The following is a 20,139-nucleotide window of genomic DNA, read 5'->3' on the forward strand; positions in this document are numbered from 1 at the left end:
CCGTGGGCTCACCCGTGTCAGGACGGCTCCTTGCGCCCCTGCCTGGGCAGTCCCCGGTCCGTCGCGGCCGCGGAGTCGCAGAACTCCCGCACCGCGCTGGTCCGCGACACCACCCGCCCCCCGTGCACGACGATCCTGCTGTACGCCAGGGACAGCGCCCCCGCGAGCCGGTCGCCGCGCACGGCGAGCAGATCGGCCGGGAACCCGGCCTCCACCCGCACCTCGGGCAGGCCGAGCACGGCGCGGGCCGAGCAGCCCACCGCGTCGTAGGCGTCCGAGGGGCGCAGTCCGTAGCGGGACGCGAGCAGGTAGGCGGCCTCCAGGGGGTCGCCCCGGCCCACCGGGTTCGAGACGTCGCGCAGGGCACCGCTGCCGGCCGCCAACCGCACCCCGGCGGCGCGCAGAAGCCGTACGGGTGCCGTCCCGCGGTCCTCCACACCCCCGCACCCGCCCTGAGGCAGGCAGACCACGCTGACGCCCGCGGCGGCCAACTGGTCCGCGGTGCGGCCGGCCACCTCGGCCGGGACGCGGTCCAGTCCGGCGCACGGGCTGAGGGCGACGCCGGGGCGGAGGCCGCCGGACATGGCGGCCAGGCGGGCCAGGCGCGCCGGGTCGGCGGCATGGGTGTGCAGGTCGACCGGGCAGCCGTGTTCGGAGGCGATGTCCAGTACGGCCTCCACGTACCCGGTGGGGTCGGGGTCCAGGTCGGGGCAGCCGCCCACCACCGACGCGCCCATCTTCATCGCGTCCCGCAGCATGGCCAGGCCGTCCGCCCCGGCAAGGCCGGTGAGCAGGCGCGGCACCGCGACCGTGGTCAGCTCGACCAGCCCGCGCAGCGCGCGCCGCGCCTGGAGGACCGCGCCCAGGGTGGCCAGTCCCTGCACGTCCCCCACGCGCACGTGGGCGCGTTGCGCGGTCGCGCCGTGCCCGAGCTGGAGCAGAGCGGCCTCGGTGGCGCGGCGCTGGACGTCCTGCGGCTCCGCGGAAGCAGGTCCGTCGGTGTCGGCCGACAGCGCGGTGTCGGCGTGGGCGTGGGGCTCGGCGGGGGCGGGCAGCAGCAGGTGGCCGGTGAGGTCCACGCGTGCGCCGCGCACGGCGGCCGGTGCCGCCGTGAGGCTCCCGGACGTGCCGACCGCCTCGATCCGCCCCCCGCCCAGCCGGACGTCGACCCGGCGGCCGTCGGCGAGCCGGGCCCCGCACAGCAGCAGGGTGGTCCGGTCGGCCGGCCCCGGGGGCGGGGAGGACGACGAGGGCGGCTGCGGCTGGCTGTCGGGCATCGCGCTCCAGGAAGGCTCGGCAACCGCGCGCGGCGGCGCAGGATCGCACAGCAAGATCACACAGAGTGTGTCGAGCCTAGGGCGGTGACGGGGCGCTGGTGGGGAGGAGCGCAATAGTCGTACCGGTGTGGTCCTCCGGACGGTGGGGGTACCGGAACGCCCCTGTTGCGGCGCCTGTACGGCGCGGCGCGGGTGCTGCGAAACGGATTTGGGCGAACGGCGGGCGACCGTGTAATGTCTTCATCGCTCGCCCCAATAGCTCAGTCGGCAGAGCGTCTCCATGGTAAGGAGAAGGTCAACGGTTCGATTCCGTTTTGGGGCTCTGGTGAGAGAGGTTCCCGTCGAGAGGCGGGACTCGATCCCACCGCAGCGGTGTAGCTCAGTCGGTAGAGCAAGCGGCTCATAATCGCTGTGTCACCGGTTCAAGTCCGGTCACCGCTACTCTCAGTAGCCGATTGCCGGGTCGGTCCGTCGATCGGCTACTCTTTCTTGCGTTGAACCACTACTACCCGTTCGTCAAGGAGCACTCACGTGGCTGCCACCGACGTCCGCCCGAAGATCACGCTGGCCTGCGTGGAGTGCAAGGAGCGGAACTACATCACCAAGAAGAACCGGCGGAACAACCCGGACCGTCTTGAGATGAAGAAGCACTGCCCGCGTTGCAACGCGCACACCGCGCACCGCGAGACGCGATAATTCAGGCTCGTACCCGAGGCCGTCCCCGATCAACCGGGGGCGGCCTCGTGTCGTTGCGGTCGCCTCGGCGTCCGACTTCGGCGCACGTTCGTTCTGACAGCAGGAGGTGCCGGGCCATGCCGCTCGACCAGTCCTTCGTGGGGCGGAGCTATCCGCCCACCGAGCCCTACGAGGTGGGGCGGGAGAAGATCCGCGAGTTCGCGGACGCGGTGGGGGACGCCAACCCGGCGTACCGGGACCCGGAGGCCGCGAAGGCGTTCGGCCATCCCGATGTGATCGCCCCGCCGACCTTCGTCTTCGCGATCACCTTCCGCGCCGCCCGACAGGTCATCGCCGACCCCCAGCTCGGGCTGGACTACAACCGCGTGGTGCACGGGGACCAGAAGTTCTCCTACCGGCGTCCCGTGCGGGCCGGTGACCGGCTCACCGTCACCTCGACCATCGAGGCGATCAAGTCCATGGCGGGCAACGACATCCTGGACGTGCGCGGTGAGGTCCACGACGAGGCGGGGGAGCACGTCGTGACCGCCTGGACGAAGCTGGTCGCCCGAGCGGCCGAGGAGGTGTGAGCATCCCCATGACGGCGAAGATCTCCTACGACGACGTCGAGGTCGGCACCGAGCTGCCCGCCCGGACCTTTCCCGTGACGCGCGCCACGCTCGTCCAGTACGCGGGCGCCTCGGGTGACTTCAACCCGATCCACTGGAACGAGAGGTTCGCCAAGGAGGTGGGCCTCCCGGACGTCATCGCGCACGGGATGTTCACCATGGCCGAGGCGATCCGGGTGGTCACCGACTGGGTCGGCGACCCGGGTGCGGTCGTCGAGTACGGCGTCCGGTTCACCAAACCCGTGGTCGTTCCCGACGACGACGCGGGCGCCGTGATCGAGGTCGGTGGAAAGGTCGCGGCCAAGCTGGACGACGGCACGGTCCGGGTGGACCTGACCGCGACCAGCGCCGGGCAGAAGGTCCTGGGCATGTCCCGGGCGGTCGTACGACTCGCCTGAACGCGGGGTCCGCGGCCGTGGACCGACGGCGGGGTCCGCGGCCCGGCCGTGGCCTGGACGCAGGGTCCGCGGCCGTGGCCTGAACGCAGAGTCCGCGGCCGTGGACCGGAGGCGGGTTCCGCGGTCGTGGACCGGCGGCGGGGTTCACCGCCGTTGCCCCCGCGTGGGGCTGCCGCCGCAGCCGGCCCGGGGCTACCGCCGTGGTCCGACGTCGGGCCGGCCGTCGCGGCTCGACGCGGCCACGGTTCGGGTTCGCCTCAGGGGCCCGGGCCACCGTGGCGGTTCGACGCGGGGCGGTGTGTCCGACCGTGGCCACCCGGCCCGCGCTTCCGGGGATGCCTGCCCTTGACGTGATTAGTGATTGCGTACTAACTTTCTTCCATGGTCAGGATGAGCGCGGAGGAGCGGCGGGAGAGTGTGATCCGGGCGGCGACGGTCGAGTTCGCGCGGGGTGGCTACCACGGCACCTCGACCGAGGCGATCGCCAAACGGGTCGGCGTCTCGCAGCCCTACCTCTTCCGTCTCTTCCCGGGCAAGAAGGCGATCTTCCTCGCGGCCGCCGAGCGTTGCATGGAGGACACCATCCGGACCTTCGAGGAGGCTTCCGAGGGCATGGAGGGCGAAGAAGCCCTGCATGCCATGGCGAACGCGTACACCCAGGTCATCGCGGAGCGGCCCGACCGGCTGCTGATGCAGATGCAGACGTACATCGCCGTCGCGGCCGCCGAGGCGGAGGGAGACCACGAGTTCGGTGAGGCGGTGCGCACGTGCTGGATGCGCCTGTGGGACACCGTCCACCTGCCGCTCGGCGCGGACACCGGCGCGACCACCGACTTCATGGCGTACGGGATGCTCATCAACTGCCTGGTCGCCATGGGGTTCCCGGTCGAGCACCGGGTGTGGGAGGGGCTTTACCCGTCGACGCGGATCTCCGGCCGGCTGGAGTACTGACCCGGCATCACCCGACGCACCCCGCACGGATTCGGTACGCGGACGCCGCCTTCTGCTGACCGTAAAAGTTAGTCATTAATAACTAACCCAGTGGCTGCGCCGGCCACCCACCCGACCGCCCAGCCCGATCGTCCGACCGGAGCCGCGGCCGGATCGCCGGCCAAGCCATATCGACAGCCGTATCGACAGCCGTACCGACAGTCAGATCGATTCTCTCTGGGGGAGAGATGTCACAGCCGACCCCACGGCGCGGCGCAGCCGCCTGGGCCCTCGTCATCACCAGTGTCGCCGGATTCATGGCGGCCCTGGACAACCTCGTCGTCACCACGGCACTGCCCTCGATCCGAGAGGATCTGGGTGGCGCCCTGGACGACCTCGAATGGACCGTGAGCGCCTACACGCTCACCTTCGCCGTCCTGCTGATGCTCGGCGCGGCCCTCGGCGACCGCTTCGGCCGCCGCCGGATGTTCCTCGCCGGCATAGCCGTCTTCACCGGTGCCTCCGCCGCCGCGGCCATGTCGCCCGGCATCGACTCCCTGATCGCCGCCCGGGCGGTGCAGGGCGTGGGCGCGGCTGTCATGATGCCGCTGACCCTCACGCTGCTCACGGCCGCCGTGCCGGTCGCCAAGCGGGGCATGATGTTCGGCATCTGGGGAGCCGTCAACGGCCTGGCGGTCGCCACCGGACCGCTCATCGGCGGCAGCCTGACCGAACACATCTCCTGGCACTGGATATTCTGGCTGAACGTCCCCGTCGGTGTGGCCCTGCTGCCGCTCGCCCGCCTGCGCCTGGACGAGTCGCACGGCACCGACGCCCCGCTCGACGTCCCGGGCACCCTGCTCGCCAGTGGCGGACTCTTCGGCATCGTGTACGGGCTGGTGCGCGGGCCGGCCGACGGATGGACCAGCACGCTGGTGCTGACCGGCCTGTTCGTCGGCGGCGCGCTGCTGGCCGGGTTCGTCCTGCACGGCATCCGAGCGAAGAACCCCATGCTGCCCATGCGGCTGTTCCGCTCCCGTGCCTTCACCGGCATCAACGCCGCCAGCCTGCTGATGTTCCTCGGCATGTTCGGGTCGGTCTTCCTGCTCAGCCAGTACATGCAGGGCGTGCTCGGCTACTCGCCCACCAAGGCGGGCCTGCGCATGCTGCCGTGGACCGGCATGCCGATGCTGGTGGCGCCGATCGCCGGCGTCCTCTCCGACCGCATCGGCGGCCGCCCGGTCGTCGCCACCGGCCTCTTCCTGCAGGCGGCCGGGCTCGGCTACCTGGCGTACGTCCTCACCGCCGACGCCTCGTACGCCGTCCAGTTGCCCGGGCTGATCGTCAGCGGCGTCGGCATGGCCCTGTACTTCTCCCCGGCCGCCGCCCTGGTGATGTCCAGCGTCCGCCCCGTTGAACAGGGCATCGCCTCCGGGGCCAACAACGCGCTGCGGGAAGTGGGCGGTGCGCTCGGCATCGCCGTCATGTCCTCGATCTTCGCCGCGCAGGGCGGCTACGAGTCCGCCCAGGCCTTCGTCGACGGGCTGAAGCCCGCCCTGGTCACCGGATCCGCGGTGGTCGCACTCGCCGGTGCCGCCGCACTGCTGATGCCGTCCCGGCGCGGCGAAGCCCGGGCCGCCGGGGCGCCGGAGGCGCAGACCGCCGAGGCGATGCCGGAGCCGGCGGTCGAGGCCGCGCCCCGCTGACCCGGCCCGCACGGCCGCACGGCAGCACGGCCGCACGGCCCGCTCAGCCCGGAAGGCCCGCACGCTCGGGAGGATCGGCCGTACGTCCCGCAAGGCCGCGCAGCCGACGCGCCGTGTCCTCTCCGCCACCCACCACCCGCCACCCGCCACCCGCCACCCGCCGTCCGCCACCCGCCACCTGTCATCCGCCGTCCGCCACCCGCCACCTGTCATCCGCCGTCCGCCACGCACCGCGAAAGGAGCCCGACATGCCCACGCTCCCCTGGACCGTGCCGAACACCCCGCCACGGGCCGCCGACGTCCACGTGTTCGCCTCCCGTTTCGAGACCCACACCCTCTGGGGAGCGCTGCGCTTCCTCGCCCGGACGCCGGCGGTCTGGCGACAGGTCGGCAGGGCTCCCGGCGCCTACGGAGCCTCCCTCAGGGCACAGCCGCTGAAGCGGACGTTCTGGACGCTGTCCGCCTGGGAGTCGTCCGGCGCCCTGAACGCCTTCGCCCGCTCCGGGAACCACCGCCCGACGTCCCGGGGGCTGGCAGGGCAGATGAAGGACGCGAAGTTCGTCTCCTGGACGACGAGCAGCGACGCTCTTCCCGTGCCGTGGGAGGAGGCGGTACGGCGTCTGACCTGACGGGCGCGCCCGGCCCGGCCCCCGCCCGCCGGGCCGGGCACCCGCACCACCCGCCCCGTCCTCCGTCCTCCGCTCTCCGCGGGGTGCCCACAAGGCGTCAGCCGCGTCCGCCGGTGCCGTCGGTCCGGGCCGACGGCACCGTCTCGTAGTCTTGGCCGCGTGCAGGAACTCCACGACGCGCCCCTGGCTCCACTGACCACCTTCCGGCTGGGCGGCCCCGCCGCCCGGCTGATCACGGCGAGCACCGACGCCGAGGTGATCGACACCGTCCGCGAGGCGGACGCCGCCGGGACCCCGCTGCTGCTCATCGGGGGCGGATCGAACCTGGTCATCGGTGACGGCGGCTTCGAGGGCACGGCCCTGCGCATCGCCACCACCGGCTTCGAACTCAGCGGCACGACGCTGGAACTGGCCGCCGGCGAGATCTGGACCGACGCCGTCGCCCGCACCGTCGAGGCCGGGTTGGCCGGGGTCGAGTGCCTGGCCGGCATCCCCGGTTCGGCGGGCGCCACCCCCGTCCAGAACGTCGGCGCCTACGGCCAGGAAGTCTCCAGCACGATCACCGAGGTGATCGCCTACGACCGCCTGGCCGGCGAGACGGTCACCCTGACGAACGCCGAGTGCGCGTTCTCCTACCGGCACAGCCGTTTCAAGGCTGACCCCGCACGCCACGTCGTACTGCGGGTCCGCTTCGCCCTGGAGGACGCGGACGGCCTGTCCGCTCCGCTGCGGTACGCCGAGACCGCCCGGGCGCTGGGCGTCGCACCCGGCGACCGGGTCCCGCTCGCCGAAGCCCGCGAGACCGTGCTCAAGCTGCGGGCCGGCAAGGGCATGGTGCTGGACGCCGAGGACCACGACACCTGGTCCGCGGGCTCCTTCTTCACCAACCCGATCCTCGCGGACGCGGACTTCGCGGCCTTCCGGGAGCGCGCGAAGCAGCGCCTCGGCGACGAGGTGGAGCCGCCCGCGTACCCGGCGGGGGAGGGCCGCACGAAGACCTCCGCGGCCTGGCTGATCGACAGGGCGGGCTTCACCAAGGGATACGGCACGGGGCCCGCCCGCATCTCCGGCAAGCACACCCTGGCGCTGACCAACCGGGGCGGCGCCACCACCGAGGACCTGCTCGCGCTGGCCCGCGAGGTCGTCACCGGGGTCCGCGAGGCGTTCGGCATCACCCTCGTCAACGAACCGGTGACCGTGGGCGTCACCCTCTAGCTTCTTCGGCTCCTCTAGCTCCTCCGGCTCCTGGAGCCCCTGCAACCCCCGGAATCCCTCGCCCCCGGAGTCCGTCGACCCCCGGCAGCCGGGCCCGTGGCCCGCGGCGCGACCAGCGGAAACCGATTGGAGCGCGTCCACAGTGATCGCATAGGGTCGGCCCTCGTCGCGCGTCAGGCAGACGCGCCCGGGAAGGGAAATCATGCGAGGGGGACGGATCCGCCGTGCCGCCGCCGTGGCGGCCGCGATCGTGCTGACCGGTGCGCTGGCCGCGGGATGCGGGCGGCACGCCGGCGGGGACGAGGCGGACGGCGCCGGAAAGGCTGCCGGGACCGCTGCCGCAGCGGCCTACGCGAAGCTCGGCGACGTACCGGAGTCGCTGGCACCCGATCGGACGACGGTCCGGGTCGGCTCCCCGAACGCCGAGATCGTCGTGCACCTGTACGAGGACATGCGCTGCCCGGTGTGCAAGGAGTTCGAGACCGAGGGCGGCGGCGAGGGCCTGCGCGAGCTGGTGCTGGCCGGCCAGGTCAGGGTCGAGTACACGATCGCCTCGTTTCTCGACGACCGACTCGGCGGCCGGGGCTCCGAGAAGGCGGCCAACGCGCTGCGGGCGGCGCTGGACGCGGGGAAGTTCGTGGAGTACCACGACCTGCTCTTCGCCCACCAGCCCGAGGAGTCCGTGGACGGATACACCGACGCGTTCCTGCTGGAGCAGGCGTCCCGGCTGGAGGGCCTGCGCGGGCCCCGGTTCGACGCGGCGGTCAAGGAGATGAAGTACCGCGACTTCGTGACCGCCTCCGAGAACGCCCTGGACGCGGACGGAGTGACCGGCACACCCACCATGAAGGTGAACGGCAAGACCGTCCGAGAGGATCTGAGCGACGGCATCTTCGACAAGCAGACGCTGCCGATGGTGATCGGCGTGATGGCGGGTCCCTGACGCGCCCTGCCCCGCCCGGGACGGCCGGGTGACCCCTGGCACGGTCGGGTGACCCCTGGCTCGGTCGGGTGGCCCCTGGCACGGTCGGTGGCCCCTGGCACGGTCGGTGGACCCTGGGACGGTCGGGTGGCCCCCGGGAGGCCGGGTGGACCGCGTGTCGGCCGGGCCCGCTCAGTCGGCCAACCAGTCGTCCACCCCCGACAGCAGCTTGCTGCGCACGTCCTCCGGAGCCGCCGACGCCCGGATCGACTGCCTCGCCAGTTCGGCGAGCTGCGCGTCTGTGAAGCCGTGGTGGCGGCGGGCGATCTCGTACTGGGCCGCCAGCCGGGAGCCGAACAGCAGCGGGTCGTCGGCGCCCAGCGCCATCGGCACCCCCGCCTCGTAGAGCGTCCGCAGCGGGACGTCCTCCGGCTTGTCGTACACCCCGAGCGCGACGTTCGACGCCGGGCACACCTCGCAGGTCACGCCCGAGTCGGCCAGCCGGCTCAGCAGCCGGGCGTCCTCCGCGGCCCGCACACCGTGCCCCACCCGGTGCGCGCTCAGGTCGTCCAGGCAGTCCCGCACCGAGGCGGGGCCGGTCAGCTCGCCGCCGTGCGGGGCGGACAGCAGCCCGCCCTCCCGGGCGATCGCGAAGGCCCGGTCGAAGTCGCGGGCCATGCCACGGCGCTCGTCGTTGGAGAGGCCGAAGCCGACCACGCCCCGGTCCCGGTAGCGGACCGCGAGCCGGGCCAGCGTGCGGGCGTCCAGCGGATGCTTCATCCGGTTCGCCGCGACCAGCACCCGCATCCCCAGCCCGGTCTCCCGGACCGCCGAGTCCACCGCGTCCAGGATGATCTCCAGCGCCGGGATCAGCCCGCCCAGGCGCGGCGCGTACGAGGTCGGGTCGACCTGGATCTCCAGCCAGCCGGAGCCGTCCCGGACGTCCTCCTCCGCGGCCTCCCGCACCAGGCGCCGGATGTCGTCCGGCTCCCGCAGGCACGACCGCGCCGCGTCGTAGAGCCGCTGGAAGCGGAACCAGCCCCGCTCGTCCGTGGCCCGCAGCCGCGGCGGCTCGCCGCCGGTCAGCGCCTCGGTGAGCGCATCCGGCAGGCGCACGCCGTACTTGTCGGCCAGCTCCAGCAGGGTGGTGGGCCGCATGGACCCGGTGAAGTGCAGGTGCAGATGGGCTTTCGGCAGCTCAGAGACATCACGTACACGCTCCATCCCAGGATCCTGCCGCACCTTCCGGCGCTCCCGGTACCGCTTTCCCCGAACGTGGCCTTGCTCGCACGAAGAAGCGGGCCGCCTCCTGAAGGAGGCGGCCCGCTTCGTTCCGGGTTCCCGGAAGGTCAGTCCCTGGCCTCGGCCAGCAGCTTCTGGATCCGGCTGACGCCCTCGACGAGGTCCTCGTCGCCGAGCGCGTACGACAGCCGCAGGTACCCGGGTGTGCCGAAGGCCTCACCCGGAACGACGGCGACCTCGGCCTCCTCCAGGATCAGCGCGGCCAGCTCGACCGAGTTCTGCGGGCGCTTGCCGCGGAGCTCCTTGCCGAGCAGGCCCTTGACCGACGGGTAGGCGTAGAAGGCGCCCTCGGGCTCCGGGCAGACCACGCCGTCGATCTCGTTGAGCATCCGCACGATGGTGCGGCGGCGGCGGTCGAAGGCCTCGCGCATCCTCGCCACCGCGTCCAGGTCGCCGGAGACGGCGGCCAGCGCGGCGGCCTGGGAGACGTTCGCGACGTTCGACGTGGCGTGCGACTGGAGGTTCGTCGCCGCCTTGACGACGTCCTTCGGGCCGATGATCCAGCCCACCCGCCAGCCGGTCATGGCGTACGTCTTGGCGACGCCGTTGACCACGACGCACTTGTCGCGCAGCTCGGGCAGGACCGCGGGCAGGGAGACGGAGACGGCGTCGCCGTAGACCAGGTGCTCGTAGATCTCGTCGGTCAGCACCCACAGGCCGTGCTCCAGCGCCCAGCGGCCGATGGCCTCGGTCTCGGCCTCGGAGTACACGGCGCCGGTGGGGTTCGACGGCGAGACGAACAGGACGACCTTGGTCCGCTCGGTCCGCGCGGCCTCCAGCTGCTCGACGGAGACGCGGTAACCGGTCGTCTCGTCGGCGACGACCTCGACCGGGACACCGCCGGCGAGCCGGATCGACTCCGGGTACGTCGTCCAGTACGGCGCCGGGACGATGACCTCGTCGCCCGGGTCGAGGATCGCGGCGAAGGCCTCGTAGATGGCCTGCTTGCCGCCGTTGGTGACGAGGATCTGCGACACGTCGGGCTCGTAGCCGGAGTCGCGCAGCGTCTTCGCGGCGATCGCCGCCTTCAGCTCGGGCAGGCCGCCGGCCGGCGTGTAGCGGTGGTACTTCGGGTTCTTGCAGGCGTCGACGGCGGCCTCGACGATGTAGTCCGGGGTGGGGAAGTCGGGCTCTCCGGCACCGAAGCCGATCACCGGGCGTCCGGCGGCCTTCAGTGCCTTCGCCTTGGCGTCCACGGCGAGGGTGGCGGACTCGGAGATCGCGCCGATACGGGCGGAGACCCGGCGCTCGGTCGGAGGGTGTGCAGCGCTCATGCGGCCCATGTTTTCAGACCGGAAACTCCGGCGGCACGCCGGTTTCACGAACTGAACATCCGAGCGAACGCCTGGCGGGGCGTCAGGGCGGACACGTCCATGAGCGCTTTCCGTTCGACGGGGCGGCGGAGAACACGTACACTCTCACCTCGTTGGCCTCCGGCCGCCGCGCCCCTCCGGTGCTTCCCGAGCACCCGGATCGATGCGGTAGGTTGGGGGACGCACAAAGGGTCGTAGCTCAATTGGTAGAGCACTGGTCTCCAAAACCAGCGGTTGGGGGTTCAAGTCCCTCCGGCCCTGCTACACACTCCATCGCCAGGATGTGTGCGCATGTACGTACAGGAATGCACCGCCGTGCGGCTCAGTCCGGGCGCGGCACGGCCACGACCCGGGATTCAGGTGAGGACGAATGGCGGACGCCGTGGGCTCCATCGATACGCCTGACGCCCAGGATGAGGCGCAGGAGACGAAGAAGGCCCGCAAGGGTGGCAAGCGGGGCAAGAAGGGCCCGCTGAAGCGCCTTGCCCTCTTCTACCGGCAGATCATCGCTGAGCTGCGCAAAGTCGTCTGGCCGACGCGGAACGAGCTGACCTCCTACACCACGGTCGTCATCTTCTTCGTCGCCGTGATGATCGGTCTGGTGACCGTGATCGACTATGGTCTCAACCACGCGGCCAAGTACATCTTCGGCTGAATCGAGTGCGAAGGGCGCCGAGGTACCCGGCGCCCGTTTCGCGTGTTCCACCCCTCTGTATCCAGGAAGAAGCAGCCACCGTGTCTGACCAGAACCTGAACGACGCCGTTGAGCCTCGCGGAGAGGGCGTCAGGTCCGTCGACGACGAGCTCGACATCGTCGAGGGCGCGGACGAGGAGCTGGACGAGGCCCAGGCTGCCGACGCGGAGGCCGGCGAGGCCGCCGAGGAAGCCGCCGTGCACGTCGAGGACGACGAGACCGCCGCGGACTCCGAGGGCGCGGAGAGCGCCGCGGACTCCGAGAGCGGCGAGGCCGGCGAGGACGCGGAGAGCGCCCCGACCGAGGCCGAGCAGGAGCCCGAGGAAGAGGCCGAGCCCGTCGACCCCATCGCCGCGCTGCGCGAGGAGCTGCGGACCCTGCCCGGCGAGTGGTACGTGATCCACACCTACGCCGGCTACGAGAACCGCGTGAAGACCAACCTGGAGCAGCGCGCCGTCTCGCTGAACGTCGAGGACTACATCTTCCAGGCCGAGGTGCCGCAGGAAGAGGTCGTCCAGATCAAGAACGGCGACCGCAAGACCATCAGGCAGAACAAGCTGCCGGGCTACGTCCTGGTCCGCATGGACCTGACGAACGAGTCCTGGGGTGTCGTCCGCAACACGCCGGGCGTCACCGGCTTCGTCGGCAACGCCTACGACCCGTACCCGCTGACCCTGGACGAGATCGTCAAGATGCTCGCCCCGGAGGCGGAGGAGAAGGCCGCCCGCGAGGCCGCCGAGGCCGAGGGCAAGCCGGCGCCGCAGCGCAAGGTCGAGGTCCAGGTGCTCGACTTCGAGGTCGGCGACTCGGTCACCGTCACCGACGGCCCGTTCGCCACCCTGCAGGCCACCATCAACGAGATCAACCCCGACTCGAAGAAGGTCAAGGGCCTGGTGGAGATCTTCGGCCGGGAGACGCCGGTCGAGCTGTCCTTCGACCAGATCCAGAAGAACTAGCACCCCTGCCAGCACTCCTTCTGGACCACGCTTCCGAACAGGTCGGACAGATCGTCCCCGCGGGGTGACCGCGGTCGGCGCAGACTGTCTGACCTGCTCGGTTTTCGGACGCGCACAGGTACCCGCTATCTTTGTGCGGTATGCCGTCTGCCGGGCCGTGCATTCGCACGGCGCAGACGGTACTCAACCTCTCAGTAAGGACCCGGAGAGAGCATGCCTCCCAAGAAGAAGAAGGTCACGGGGCTCATCAAGCTCCAGATCCAGGCCGGCGCCGCCAACCCGGCCCCGCCGGTCGGCCCCGCGCTGGGTCAGCACGGCGTGAACATCATGGAGTTCTGCAAGGCCTACAACGCCGCGACCGAGTCGCAGCGCGGCTGGGTGATCCCGGTGGAGATCACGGTCTACGAGGACCGCTCCTTCACCTTCATCACCAAGACCCCGCCGGCCGCCAAGATGATCCTCAAGGCCGCGGGTGTGGAGAAGGGCTCCGGCGAGCCGCACAAGACCAAGGTCGCCAAGATCACCCAGGCGCAGGTCCGCGAGATCGCCGAGACCAAGATGCCCGACCTCAACGCCAACGACCTGGACGCCGCCGCGAAGATCATCGCCGGTACCGCGCGCTCCATGGGCGTCACGGTCGAGGGCTGACCCCCACCCCCGCAGAAGCAGAACCGTGGCAGGGCCCGCTCGGCCCGGACCACGACTCCTAAGACACCACAGGAGCAGCAGTGAGCAAGCGCAGCAAGTCCCTTCGCGCTGCGGACGCCAAGATCGACCGGGAGAAGCTCTACGCCCCGCTCGAGGCCGTCCGTCTCGCCAAGGACACCTCCACGACCAAGTTCGACTCCACCGTCGAGGTCGCCTTCCGCCTGGGCGTCGACCCGCGCAAGGCCGACCAGATGGTCCGTGGCACCGTGAACCTGCCGCACGGCACCGGCAAGACCGCCCGGGTCCTGGTCTTCGCGACCGGTGACCGTGCTGCGGCCGCGGAGGCCGCGGGCGCCGACATCGTCGGCTCCGACGAACTGATCGACGAGGTCTCCAAGGGCCGCCTGGACTTCGACGCCGTCGTCGCGACCCCGGACCTGATGGGCAAGGTCGGCCGCCTCGGCCGCGTGCTCGGTCCGCGTGGTCTGATGCCGAACCCGAAGACCGGCACCGTCACCCCCGACGTGGCCAAGGCCGTCACCGAGATCAAGGGCGGCAAGATCGAGTTCCGCGTCGACAAGCACGCGAACCTGCACTTCATCATCGGCAAGGCGTCCTTCGACGACGACAAGCTGGTGGAGAACTACGGCGCCGCGCTGGAGGAGATCCTCCGCCTGAAGCCGTCCGCCGCCAAGGGCCGCTACATCAAGAAGGCCGCCATCACCACCACGATGGGCCCCGGCGTCCCGGTCGACCCGAACCGCACCCGCAACCTCCTCGTCGAGGAGGACCCGGCCGCGGTCTGAGCCCCGGCTCACCGACTCGGTCACGGGCCCCGCACCTGTCGCAGGTGCGGGGCCCGTTCCCGTGCCCGTTCCCGTTCCCGAGCGACCGGCTCGCCGCACGTCGACTCCCGCGCGCCCCGCCTGCCCGCGCCCGGTCTCCCCGGCGCCGACTTCCCGGTCCCGGCTTCCCGGTCCCCGTACCCCCTCCCGCGCGTCCCCCGCTGCGCCCTCCCGCGCACGGCCTCCTGGTGGCCCTCACGGCCGCCGCCGCGGCCCAGCCCGGCGGGCGAGGCGGCGAGGCGCGCCCCGAAGGCCCTCGGCGCCCTCCAGGGCTCTTCCGGGCCCGCCCCGACCCGGCTCTGGACACGCGCCCGCGCGACGGCGGCCCTCTACCCCCTGCGTGCGGTCGAACGGGCCACCGGCCGGCTCTGCCGGCCTTCCCCGAGCCGCCCCACCGCCCGGGTCTGCCGGCCTCACTCGGGCCGCCTGCCGGCTCTGCCCGCCCCGCCCGGGCCACCGGCCGGGGTCCGGCCGCCCCGCCCGGGCCGCCTGCCCGGTCCGGCCGCCCCGCAGCGCCGCCGCCACAGCCCCGGGCGGTCCCCTCGACGGGCGGATTTGCCCGACGGCGACCCGTTCCCGTACTCTCACACCGAAGCCAAAGACCGCTGGTCGTTGCCGTGCCCCGGACGGGGCCGGTGGCCGAAGGATCCGCTGCAAATGCGGACGGCCCGCGCAGGTGACAGTGGAAGTACTCCCGGAGTCCGCGCCCCGAGCGCGTGAAGCCGGTCGAGTCCGCCCCGTGCGCCTGCGCCGGGGCGTTTCGTTTTCCCCAGTCCTCCTTCGGGTCCGCGCGGTCCGAATCACCCGGAAGGAGGCCGAGGCACTATGGCGAGGCCCGACAAGGTCGATGCCGTCGTGGAGATGCGGGACAAGTTCCGCAACTCCAACGGCGCCGTCATCACCGCGTACACCGGTCTCACCGTCGCGCAGCTCCAGCAGCTGCGTCGTTCACTCGGTGAGAACGCTCAGTACCGTGTGGCGAAGAACACGCTGACCAAGATTGCGGCCAACGAGGCCGGGATCACCACGCTCGACGACCTCTTCGCGGGGTCGTCGGCCGTCGCCTTCGTGACCGGTGACCCGGTCGAGGCGGCGAAGGGTCTCCGTGACTTCGCCAAGGACAACCCCAACCTCGTCATCAAGGGCGGCGTCCTTGACGGCAAGGCGTTGTCCGCGGACGACATCAAGAAGCTTGCGGACCTCGAGTCCCGCGAGGTTCTGCTCTCCAAGCTGGCCGGCGCCTTCAAGGCGAAGCAGTCCCAGGCTGCCTCCGTCTTCCAGGCGCTGCCGTCGAAGCTCGTCCGCACCGTGGACGCGCTGCGCGCCAAGCAGGACGAGCAGGGCGGTGCCGAGTAATTCGGCTCGCTTTCTGACCCCGGCCGCCCGCGCGGCCAGGTCGCAGCGGGCCTGACGTACGCCCGCCTCACCCCGTACATCCGGCACCTGCCGATTTAGTGGAAGGACCGCCATCATGGCGAAGCTCAGCCAGGAAGACCTGCTCGCGCAGTTCGAGGAGATGACCCTCATCGAGCTCTCCGAGTTCGTGAAGGCCTTCGAGGAGAAGTTCGACGTCACCGCCGCCGCCGCCGCGCCGGTCATGGTCGCCGGTGGCCCGGGCGCCCCGGCCGCCGAGGCCGTCGAGGAGCAGGACGAGTTCGACGTCGTCCTCACCGGCGCCGGCGAGAAGAAGATCCAGGTCATCAAGGTCGTGCGCGAGCTGACCTCCCTCGGCCTGAAGGAGGCCAAGGACCTGGTCGACGGCACCCCGAAGGCCGTCCTGGAGAAGGTCAACAAGGAGGCCGCGGAGAAGGCCAAGGAGTCCCTCGAGGGCGCCGGCGCCTCCGTCGAGGTCAAGTAAGACCTCCCGGGTCCCTCCGGACCCGGTCCGGGCCTTCCCGGAACCCCGCGCCGGCCGCGCGGCCCCCAGGGGCCTGTAACGCCGGTGCACCGACGGGCGATCATCCATCCGGGTGGTCGCCCTTCGGCGTTCCCGGGGTCGGCCGCGCTTGCCTTGCACCCGGGTCCCCGACGGGTAAGGTGATCTTCGCCGTGTCTCCGGAAACCCCACTTCGGGCGAGGGGGCCTTGACGAACCGCACGCAGCGCGCAATTCTCAGGACGCGTCGTCACAAGGATCCGAATCCGAGGCATGGATCCGAGGCGCAGAGGGCAGTATGAACGTGCGTTGAGGGCGGGCATGCCGCAGACGTGGAGAGCAGTGGGAGTCTCAGAAAACCGGGACTGGACATCAGTGTGCCGTGTGGCTACACTGACCCTTTGCGCTGCCTGTTAGCTTGCCCCTGCCCGTCACCAGGGGTCTGCCCTCACTCGAGCACTGACCGACAGATCATCTCTGACCTGGGATATCTGTCTCTGTGTACGGGGGAGGGGCCGGTACGCGCGTAGTGAGTCCGAGCCCTCGGAAGGACCCCCTCTTGGCCGCCTCGCGCAATGCCTCGACCGCGAATACGAACAACGCCGCAAGCACCGCCCCGCTGCGGATCTCCTTTGCAAAGATCAAGGAGCCCCTCGAGGTTCCGAACCTTCTCGCACTGCAAACCGAGAGCTTCGACTGGCTGCTCGGCAACGACGTGTGGAAGGGGCGCGTCGAGGACGCTCTGGACAGCGGTCAGGACGTCCCCACCAAGTCCGGTCTGGAGGAGATCTTCGAGGAGATCTCCCCGATCGAGGACTTCAGCGGGTCGATGTCGCTGACCTTCCGGGACCACCGCTTCGAGCCGCCGAAGAACTCCATCGACGAGTGCAAGGAGCGCGACTTCACGTACGCGGCGCCGCTCTTCGTCACCGCCGAGTTCACCAACAACGAGACCGGCGAGATCAAGTCCCAGACGGTCTTCATGGGCGACTTCCCGCTCATGACCAACAAGGGCACCTTCGTCATCAACGGCACCGAGCGTGTCGTGGTGTCGCAGCTGGTCCGTTCCCCGGGCGTGTACTTCGACTCCTCCGTCGACAAGACGTCCGACAAGGACATCTTCTCCGCCAAGGTCATCCCCTCCCGGGGCGCCTGGCTGGAGATGGAGATCGACAAGCGCGACATGGTCGCCGTCCGCATCGACCGCAAGCGCAAGCAGTCCGTCACCGTCCTGCTCAAGGCGCTCGGCTGGACCACCGAGCAGATCCTCGAGGAGTTCGGCGAGTACGAGTCCATGCGCGCCACCCTGGAGAAGGACCACACCCAGGGCCAGGACGACGCGCTGCTCGACATCTACCGCAAGCTGCGTCCGGGCGAGCCCCCCACCCGCGAGGCCGCGCAGACGCTGCTGGAGAACCTCTACTTCAACCCCAAGCGCTACGACCTGGCCAAGGTCGGCCGCTACAAGGTCAACAAGAAGCTGGGCACGGACACCCCGCTCGACGCGGGCATCCTCACCGTCGAGGACATCATCGCCTCGATCAAGTACCTGGTGAAGCTGCACGCCGGCGAGACCGAGACGACCGGGGACAGCGGCGAGACGGTGGTCGTCGAGACCGACGACATCGACCACTTCGGCAACCGCCGCCTGCGCAGCGTCGGCGAGCTCATCCAGAACCAGGTCCGTACCGGCCTGGCCCGTATGGAGCGCGTCGTCCGCGAGCGGATGACCACCCAGGACGTCGAGGCGATCACGCCCCAGACCCTGATCAACATCCGGCCGGTCGTCGCCTCCATCAAGGAGTTCTTCGGCACCAGCCAGCTGTCCCAGTTCATGGACCAGAACAACCCGCTCTCCGGCCTGACGCACAAGCGGCGTCTGTCCGCGCTGGGCCCGGGTGGTCTGTCCCGTGAGCGGGCCGGCTTCGAGGTCCGTGACGTGCACCCCTCGCACTACGGCCGCATGTGCCCGATCGAGACGCCGGAAGGCCCGAACATCGGTCTGATCGGCTCGCTCGCCACCTACGGCCGCGTCAACGCGTTCGGTTTCGTCGAGACCCCGTACCGCAAGGTGTTCGAGGGCCAGGTCACCGACCAGGTCGACTACCTGACCGCCGACGAGGAGGACCGCTTCGTCATCGCGCAGGCCAACGCGCCGCTCACCGACGAACTCCGCTTCGCCGAGAACCGCGTGCTGGTCCGCCGCCGTGGCGGCGAGGTCGACTACGTCCCCGGCACCGACGTGGACTACATGGACGTCTCGCCGCGCCAGATGGTGTCGGTCGCGACCGCCATGATCCCGTTCCTCGAGCACGACGACGCCAACCGCGCCCTGATGGGCGCGAACATGATGCGGCAGGCCGTGCCGCTCATCAAGTCCGAGTCCCCGCTCGTCGGCACCGGCATGGAGTACCGCTCCGCCGTCGACGCCGGCGACGTGGTCAAGGCCGAGAAGGACGGTGTGGTCCAGGAGGTCTCCGCGGACTACATCACCACCGCCAACGACGACGGCACGTACATCACGTACCGCCTGGCCAAGTTCTCCCGGTCCAACCAGGGCACCTCGGTCAACCAGAAGGTCATCGTCTCCGAGGGCGACCGGCTCGTCGCCGGGCAGGTCCTCGCGGACGGCTCGGCCACCGAGGACGGCGAGATGGCCCTCGGCAAGAACCTGCTGGTCGCGTTCATGCCGTGGGAGGGCTACAACTACGAGGACGCGATCATCCTCAGCCAGCGCCTGGTGCAGGACGACGTCCTCTCCTCGATCCACATCGAGGAGCACGAGGTCGACGCCCGGGACACCAAGCTCGGCCCCGAGGAGATCACCCGCGACATCCCGAACGTCTCCGAGGAGGTCCTCGCCGACCTCGACGAGCGCGGCATCATCCGCATCGGTGCCGAGGTCGTCGCCGGCGACATCCTGGTCGGCAAGGTCACCCCGAAGGGCGAGACCGAGCTGACCCCGGAGGAGCGGCTGCTGCGCGCGATCTTCGGCGAGAAGGCCCGCGAGGTCCGCGACACCTCGCTGAAGGTGCCGCACGGCGAGACCGGCAAGGTCATCGGCGTGCGCGTCTTCGACCGCGAGGAGGGCGACGAGCTGCCGCCCGGCGTGAACCAGCTGGTCCGCGTCTACGTGGCGCAGAAGCGCAAGATCACCGACGGTGACAAGCTCGCCGGCCGCCACGGCAACAAGGGCGTCATCTCCAAGATCCTGCCGATCGAGGACATGCCGTTCATGGAGGACGGCACCCCGGTCGACATCATCCTCAACCCGCTCGGCGTCCCGTCCCGAATGAACCCGGGACAGGTCCTGGAGATCCACCTCGGCTGGCTCGCCAGCCAGGGCTGGGACGTCTCCGGCCTCGCCGACGAGTGGGCGCAGCGCCTGCAGGGCATCGACGCCGACCGCGTCGAGCCCGGCACCAACGTGGCCACCCCGGTCTTCGACGGTGCCCGCGAGGACGAGCTGGCCGGCCTGCTGGAGCACACGCTGCCCAACCGCGACGGCAACCGCCTGATGCTGCCGTCCGGCAAGGCGCGGCTGTTCGACGGCCGCAGCGGCGAGCCGTTCCCGGACCCGATCTCGGTCGGGTACATGTACATCCTGAAGCTGCACCACCTGGTCGACGACAAGCTGCACGCCCGGTCGACCGGCCCGTACTCGATGATCACCCAGCAGCCGCTGGGTGGTAAGGCGCAGTTCGGCGGTCAGCGCTTCGGTGAGATGGAGGTGTGGGCGCTGGAGGCGTACGGCGCCGCTTACGCCCTCCAGGAGCTGCTGACCATCAAGTCGGACGACGTCACCGGCCGCGTGAAGGTCTACGAGGCCATCGTCAAGGGCGAGAACATCCCCGAGCCCGGCATCCCCGAGTCCTTCAAGGTGCTCATCAAGGAGATGCAGTCGCTCTGCCTGAATGTGGAGGTGCTGTCCAGCGACGGTATGTCCATCGAGATGCGTGACACCGACGAGGACGTCTTCCGCGCCGCGGAGGAGCTCGGTATCGACCTGTCCCGGCGCGAGCCGAGCAGCGTCGAAGAGGTCTGACGGGAGTCCGGTAGGGGCCGCACCGCCGCGTGAGGCCCCCGCCGACCCCCAGGCCCCCGTTTCAGACCACAGACTTTCGA

General features: G+C 70.7%; 18 protein-coding genes and 3 tRNA genes. 18 read left to right on the forward strand and 3 right to left on the reverse strand.

What is annotated here, in order from left to right; translation table 11 throughout:
• Positions 1 to 17 precede the first annotated feature (17 nt).
• Positions 18 to 1,277, reverse strand: coding sequence for an amidohydrolase family protein (locus tag ACL02U_RS06135; RefSeq protein ID WP_412789607.1), 1,260 nt, complete (start codon positions 1,275 to 1,277; stop codon positions 18 to 20).
• A 249-nt stretch (positions 1,278 to 1,526) separates the two neighbouring features.
• On the opposite strand from ACL02U_RS06135, the gene ACL02U_RS06140 reads away from it, so the two are divergent.
• The 10 genes from ACL02U_RS06140 to ACL02U_RS06185 all read left to right on the forward strand — a co-directional run bounded on the left by ACL02U_RS06140 (position 1,527) and on the right by ACL02U_RS06185 (position 8,402).
• Positions 1,527 to 1,599 (forward strand) — tRNA-Thr (locus tag ACL02U_RS06140).
• A 46-nt stretch (positions 1,600 to 1,645) separates the two neighbouring features.
• Positions 1,646 to 1,718: transfer RNA gene (locus ACL02U_RS06145), tRNA-Met, on the forward strand.
• A 90-nt stretch (positions 1,719 to 1,808) separates the two neighbouring features.
• The gene (gene rpmG / locus ACL02U_RS06150) at positions 1,809 to 1,973 is read left to right on the forward strand and encodes a 50S ribosomal protein L33 (RefSeq protein ID WP_003948671.1); all 165 of its coding nucleotides are present in this window, start codon (positions 1,809 to 1,811) and stop codon (positions 1,971 to 1,973) included.
• 116 nt (positions 1,974 to 2,089) lie between these two features.
• Positions 2,090 to 2,542 carry a MaoC family dehydratase N-terminal domain-containing protein gene (locus tag ACL02U_RS06155; protein WP_412789608.1) on the forward strand — a complete coding sequence of 151 codons (453 nt, stop codon included), beginning with the start codon at positions 2,090 to 2,092 and terminating at the stop codon, positions 2,540 to 2,542.
• An 8-nt stretch (positions 2,543 to 2,550) separates the two neighbouring features.
• On the forward strand, positions 2,551 to 2,979 hold the full coding sequence (locus ACL02U_RS06160) for a MaoC family dehydratase (protein WP_412789653.1): 429 nt from the start codon (positions 2,551 to 2,553) through the stop codon (positions 2,977 to 2,979).
• Between the two features lie 381 nt (positions 2,980 to 3,360).
• Positions 3,361 to 3,930 carry a TetR/AcrR family transcriptional regulator gene (locus tag ACL02U_RS06165; protein ID WP_412789609.1) on the forward strand — a complete coding sequence of 190 codons (570 nt, stop codon included), beginning with the start codon at positions 3,361 to 3,363 and terminating at the stop codon, positions 3,928 to 3,930.
• Positions 3,931 to 4,157: 227 nt separating this feature from the next.
• Entirely contained in the window at positions 4,158 to 5,615 is a 1,458-nt protein-coding gene (locus tag ACL02U_RS06170) for a DHA2 family efflux MFS transporter permease subunit (protein ID WP_412789610.1), read from the forward strand.
• A gap of 248 nt (positions 5,616 to 5,863) precedes the next feature.
• On the forward strand, positions 5,864 to 6,244 hold the full coding sequence (locus ACL02U_RS06175; RefSeq protein ID WP_412789611.1) for a DUF3291 domain-containing protein: 381 nt from the start codon (positions 5,864 to 5,866) through the stop codon (positions 6,242 to 6,244).
• A gap of 159 nt (positions 6,245 to 6,403) precedes the next feature.
• On the forward strand, positions 6,404 to 7,459 hold the full coding sequence (locus ACL02U_RS06180) for a UDP-N-acetylmuramate dehydrogenase (protein ID WP_412789612.1): 1,056 nt from the start codon (positions 6,404 to 6,406) through the stop codon (positions 7,457 to 7,459).
• Between the two features lie 202 nt (positions 7,460 to 7,661).
• Positions 7,662 to 8,402, forward strand: a complete 741-nt coding sequence (locus ACL02U_RS06185) for a DsbA family protein (protein WP_412789613.1) — start codon at positions 7,662 to 7,664, stop codon at positions 8,400 to 8,402.
• A 171-nt stretch (positions 8,403 to 8,573) separates the two neighbouring features.
• On the opposite strand, the gene ACL02U_RS06190 is transcribed toward ACL02U_RS06185, so the two are convergent.
• A complete protein-coding gene (locus ACL02U_RS06190) occupies positions 8,574 to 9,605 on the reverse strand; it encodes an adenosine deaminase (RefSeq protein ID WP_412789614.1) in 1,032 nt (343 codons plus the stop codon).
• Positions 9,606 to 9,730: 125 nt separating this feature from the next.
• A complete protein-coding gene (locus ACL02U_RS06195; RefSeq protein WP_412789615.1) occupies positions 9,731 to 10,957 on the reverse strand; it encodes a pyridoxal phosphate-dependent aminotransferase in 1,227 nt (408 codons plus the stop codon).
• A gap of 227 nt (positions 10,958 to 11,184) precedes the next feature.
• Here ACL02U_RS06195 and ACL02U_RS06200 point away from each other — a divergent pair.
• The 8 genes from ACL02U_RS06200 (at position 11,185) to rpoB (ending at position 20,059) form a co-directional block, all read left to right on the forward strand.
• A tRNA-Trp gene (locus ACL02U_RS06200) sits at positions 11,185 to 11,257 on the forward strand.
• A gap of 109 nt (positions 11,258 to 11,366) precedes the next feature.
• Entirely contained in the window at positions 11,367 to 11,651 is a 285-nt protein-coding gene (gene secE, locus ACL02U_RS06205) for a preprotein translocase subunit SecE (RefSeq protein ID WP_412789616.1), read from the forward strand.
• Positions 11,652 to 11,731: 80 nt separating this feature from the next.
• On the forward strand, positions 11,732 to 12,646 hold the full coding sequence (gene nusG, locus ACL02U_RS06210; protein WP_412789617.1) for a transcription termination/antitermination protein NusG: 915 nt from the start codon (positions 11,732 to 11,734) through the stop codon (positions 12,644 to 12,646).
• Between the two features lie 213 nt (positions 12,647 to 12,859).
• A complete protein-coding gene (rplK, locus tag ACL02U_RS06215; protein ID WP_255953001.1) occupies positions 12,860 to 13,294 on the forward strand; it encodes a 50S ribosomal protein L11 in 435 nt (144 codons plus the stop codon).
• 80 nt (positions 13,295 to 13,374) lie between these two features.
• Positions 13,375 to 14,100 (forward strand): 50S ribosomal protein L1, encoded by a 726-nt coding sequence (rplA, locus tag ACL02U_RS06220; protein ID WP_412789618.1) that lies wholly within the window; start codon positions 13,375 to 13,377, stop codon positions 14,098 to 14,100.
• An 864-nt stretch (positions 14,101 to 14,964) separates the two neighbouring features.
• On the forward strand, positions 14,965 to 15,495 hold the full coding sequence (gene rplJ, locus ACL02U_RS06225; protein WP_412789619.1) for a 50S ribosomal protein L10: 531 nt from the start codon (positions 14,965 to 14,967) through the stop codon (positions 15,493 to 15,495).
• A 115-nt stretch (positions 15,496 to 15,610) separates the two neighbouring features.
• Positions 15,611 to 15,997: a 50S ribosomal protein L7/L12 gene (gene rplL, locus ACL02U_RS06230; protein WP_412789620.1), complete on the forward strand. Its 387-nt coding sequence runs from the start codon at positions 15,611 to 15,613 to the stop codon at positions 15,995 to 15,997.
• Positions 15,998 to 16,573: 576 nt separating this feature from the next.
• The gene (gene rpoB / locus ACL02U_RS06235; RefSeq protein ID WP_412789621.1) at positions 16,574 to 20,059 is read left to right on the forward strand and encodes a DNA-directed RNA polymerase subunit beta; all 3,486 of its coding nucleotides are present in this window, start codon (positions 16,574 to 16,576) and stop codon (positions 20,057 to 20,059) included.
• Positions 20,060 to 20,139: the final 80 nt, after the last annotated feature.

This window comes from Streptomyces sp. MS06 (assembly GCF_047200655.1).
Classification (GTDB): domain Bacteria; phylum Actinomycetota; class Actinomycetes; order Streptomycetales; family Streptomycetaceae; genus Streptomyces.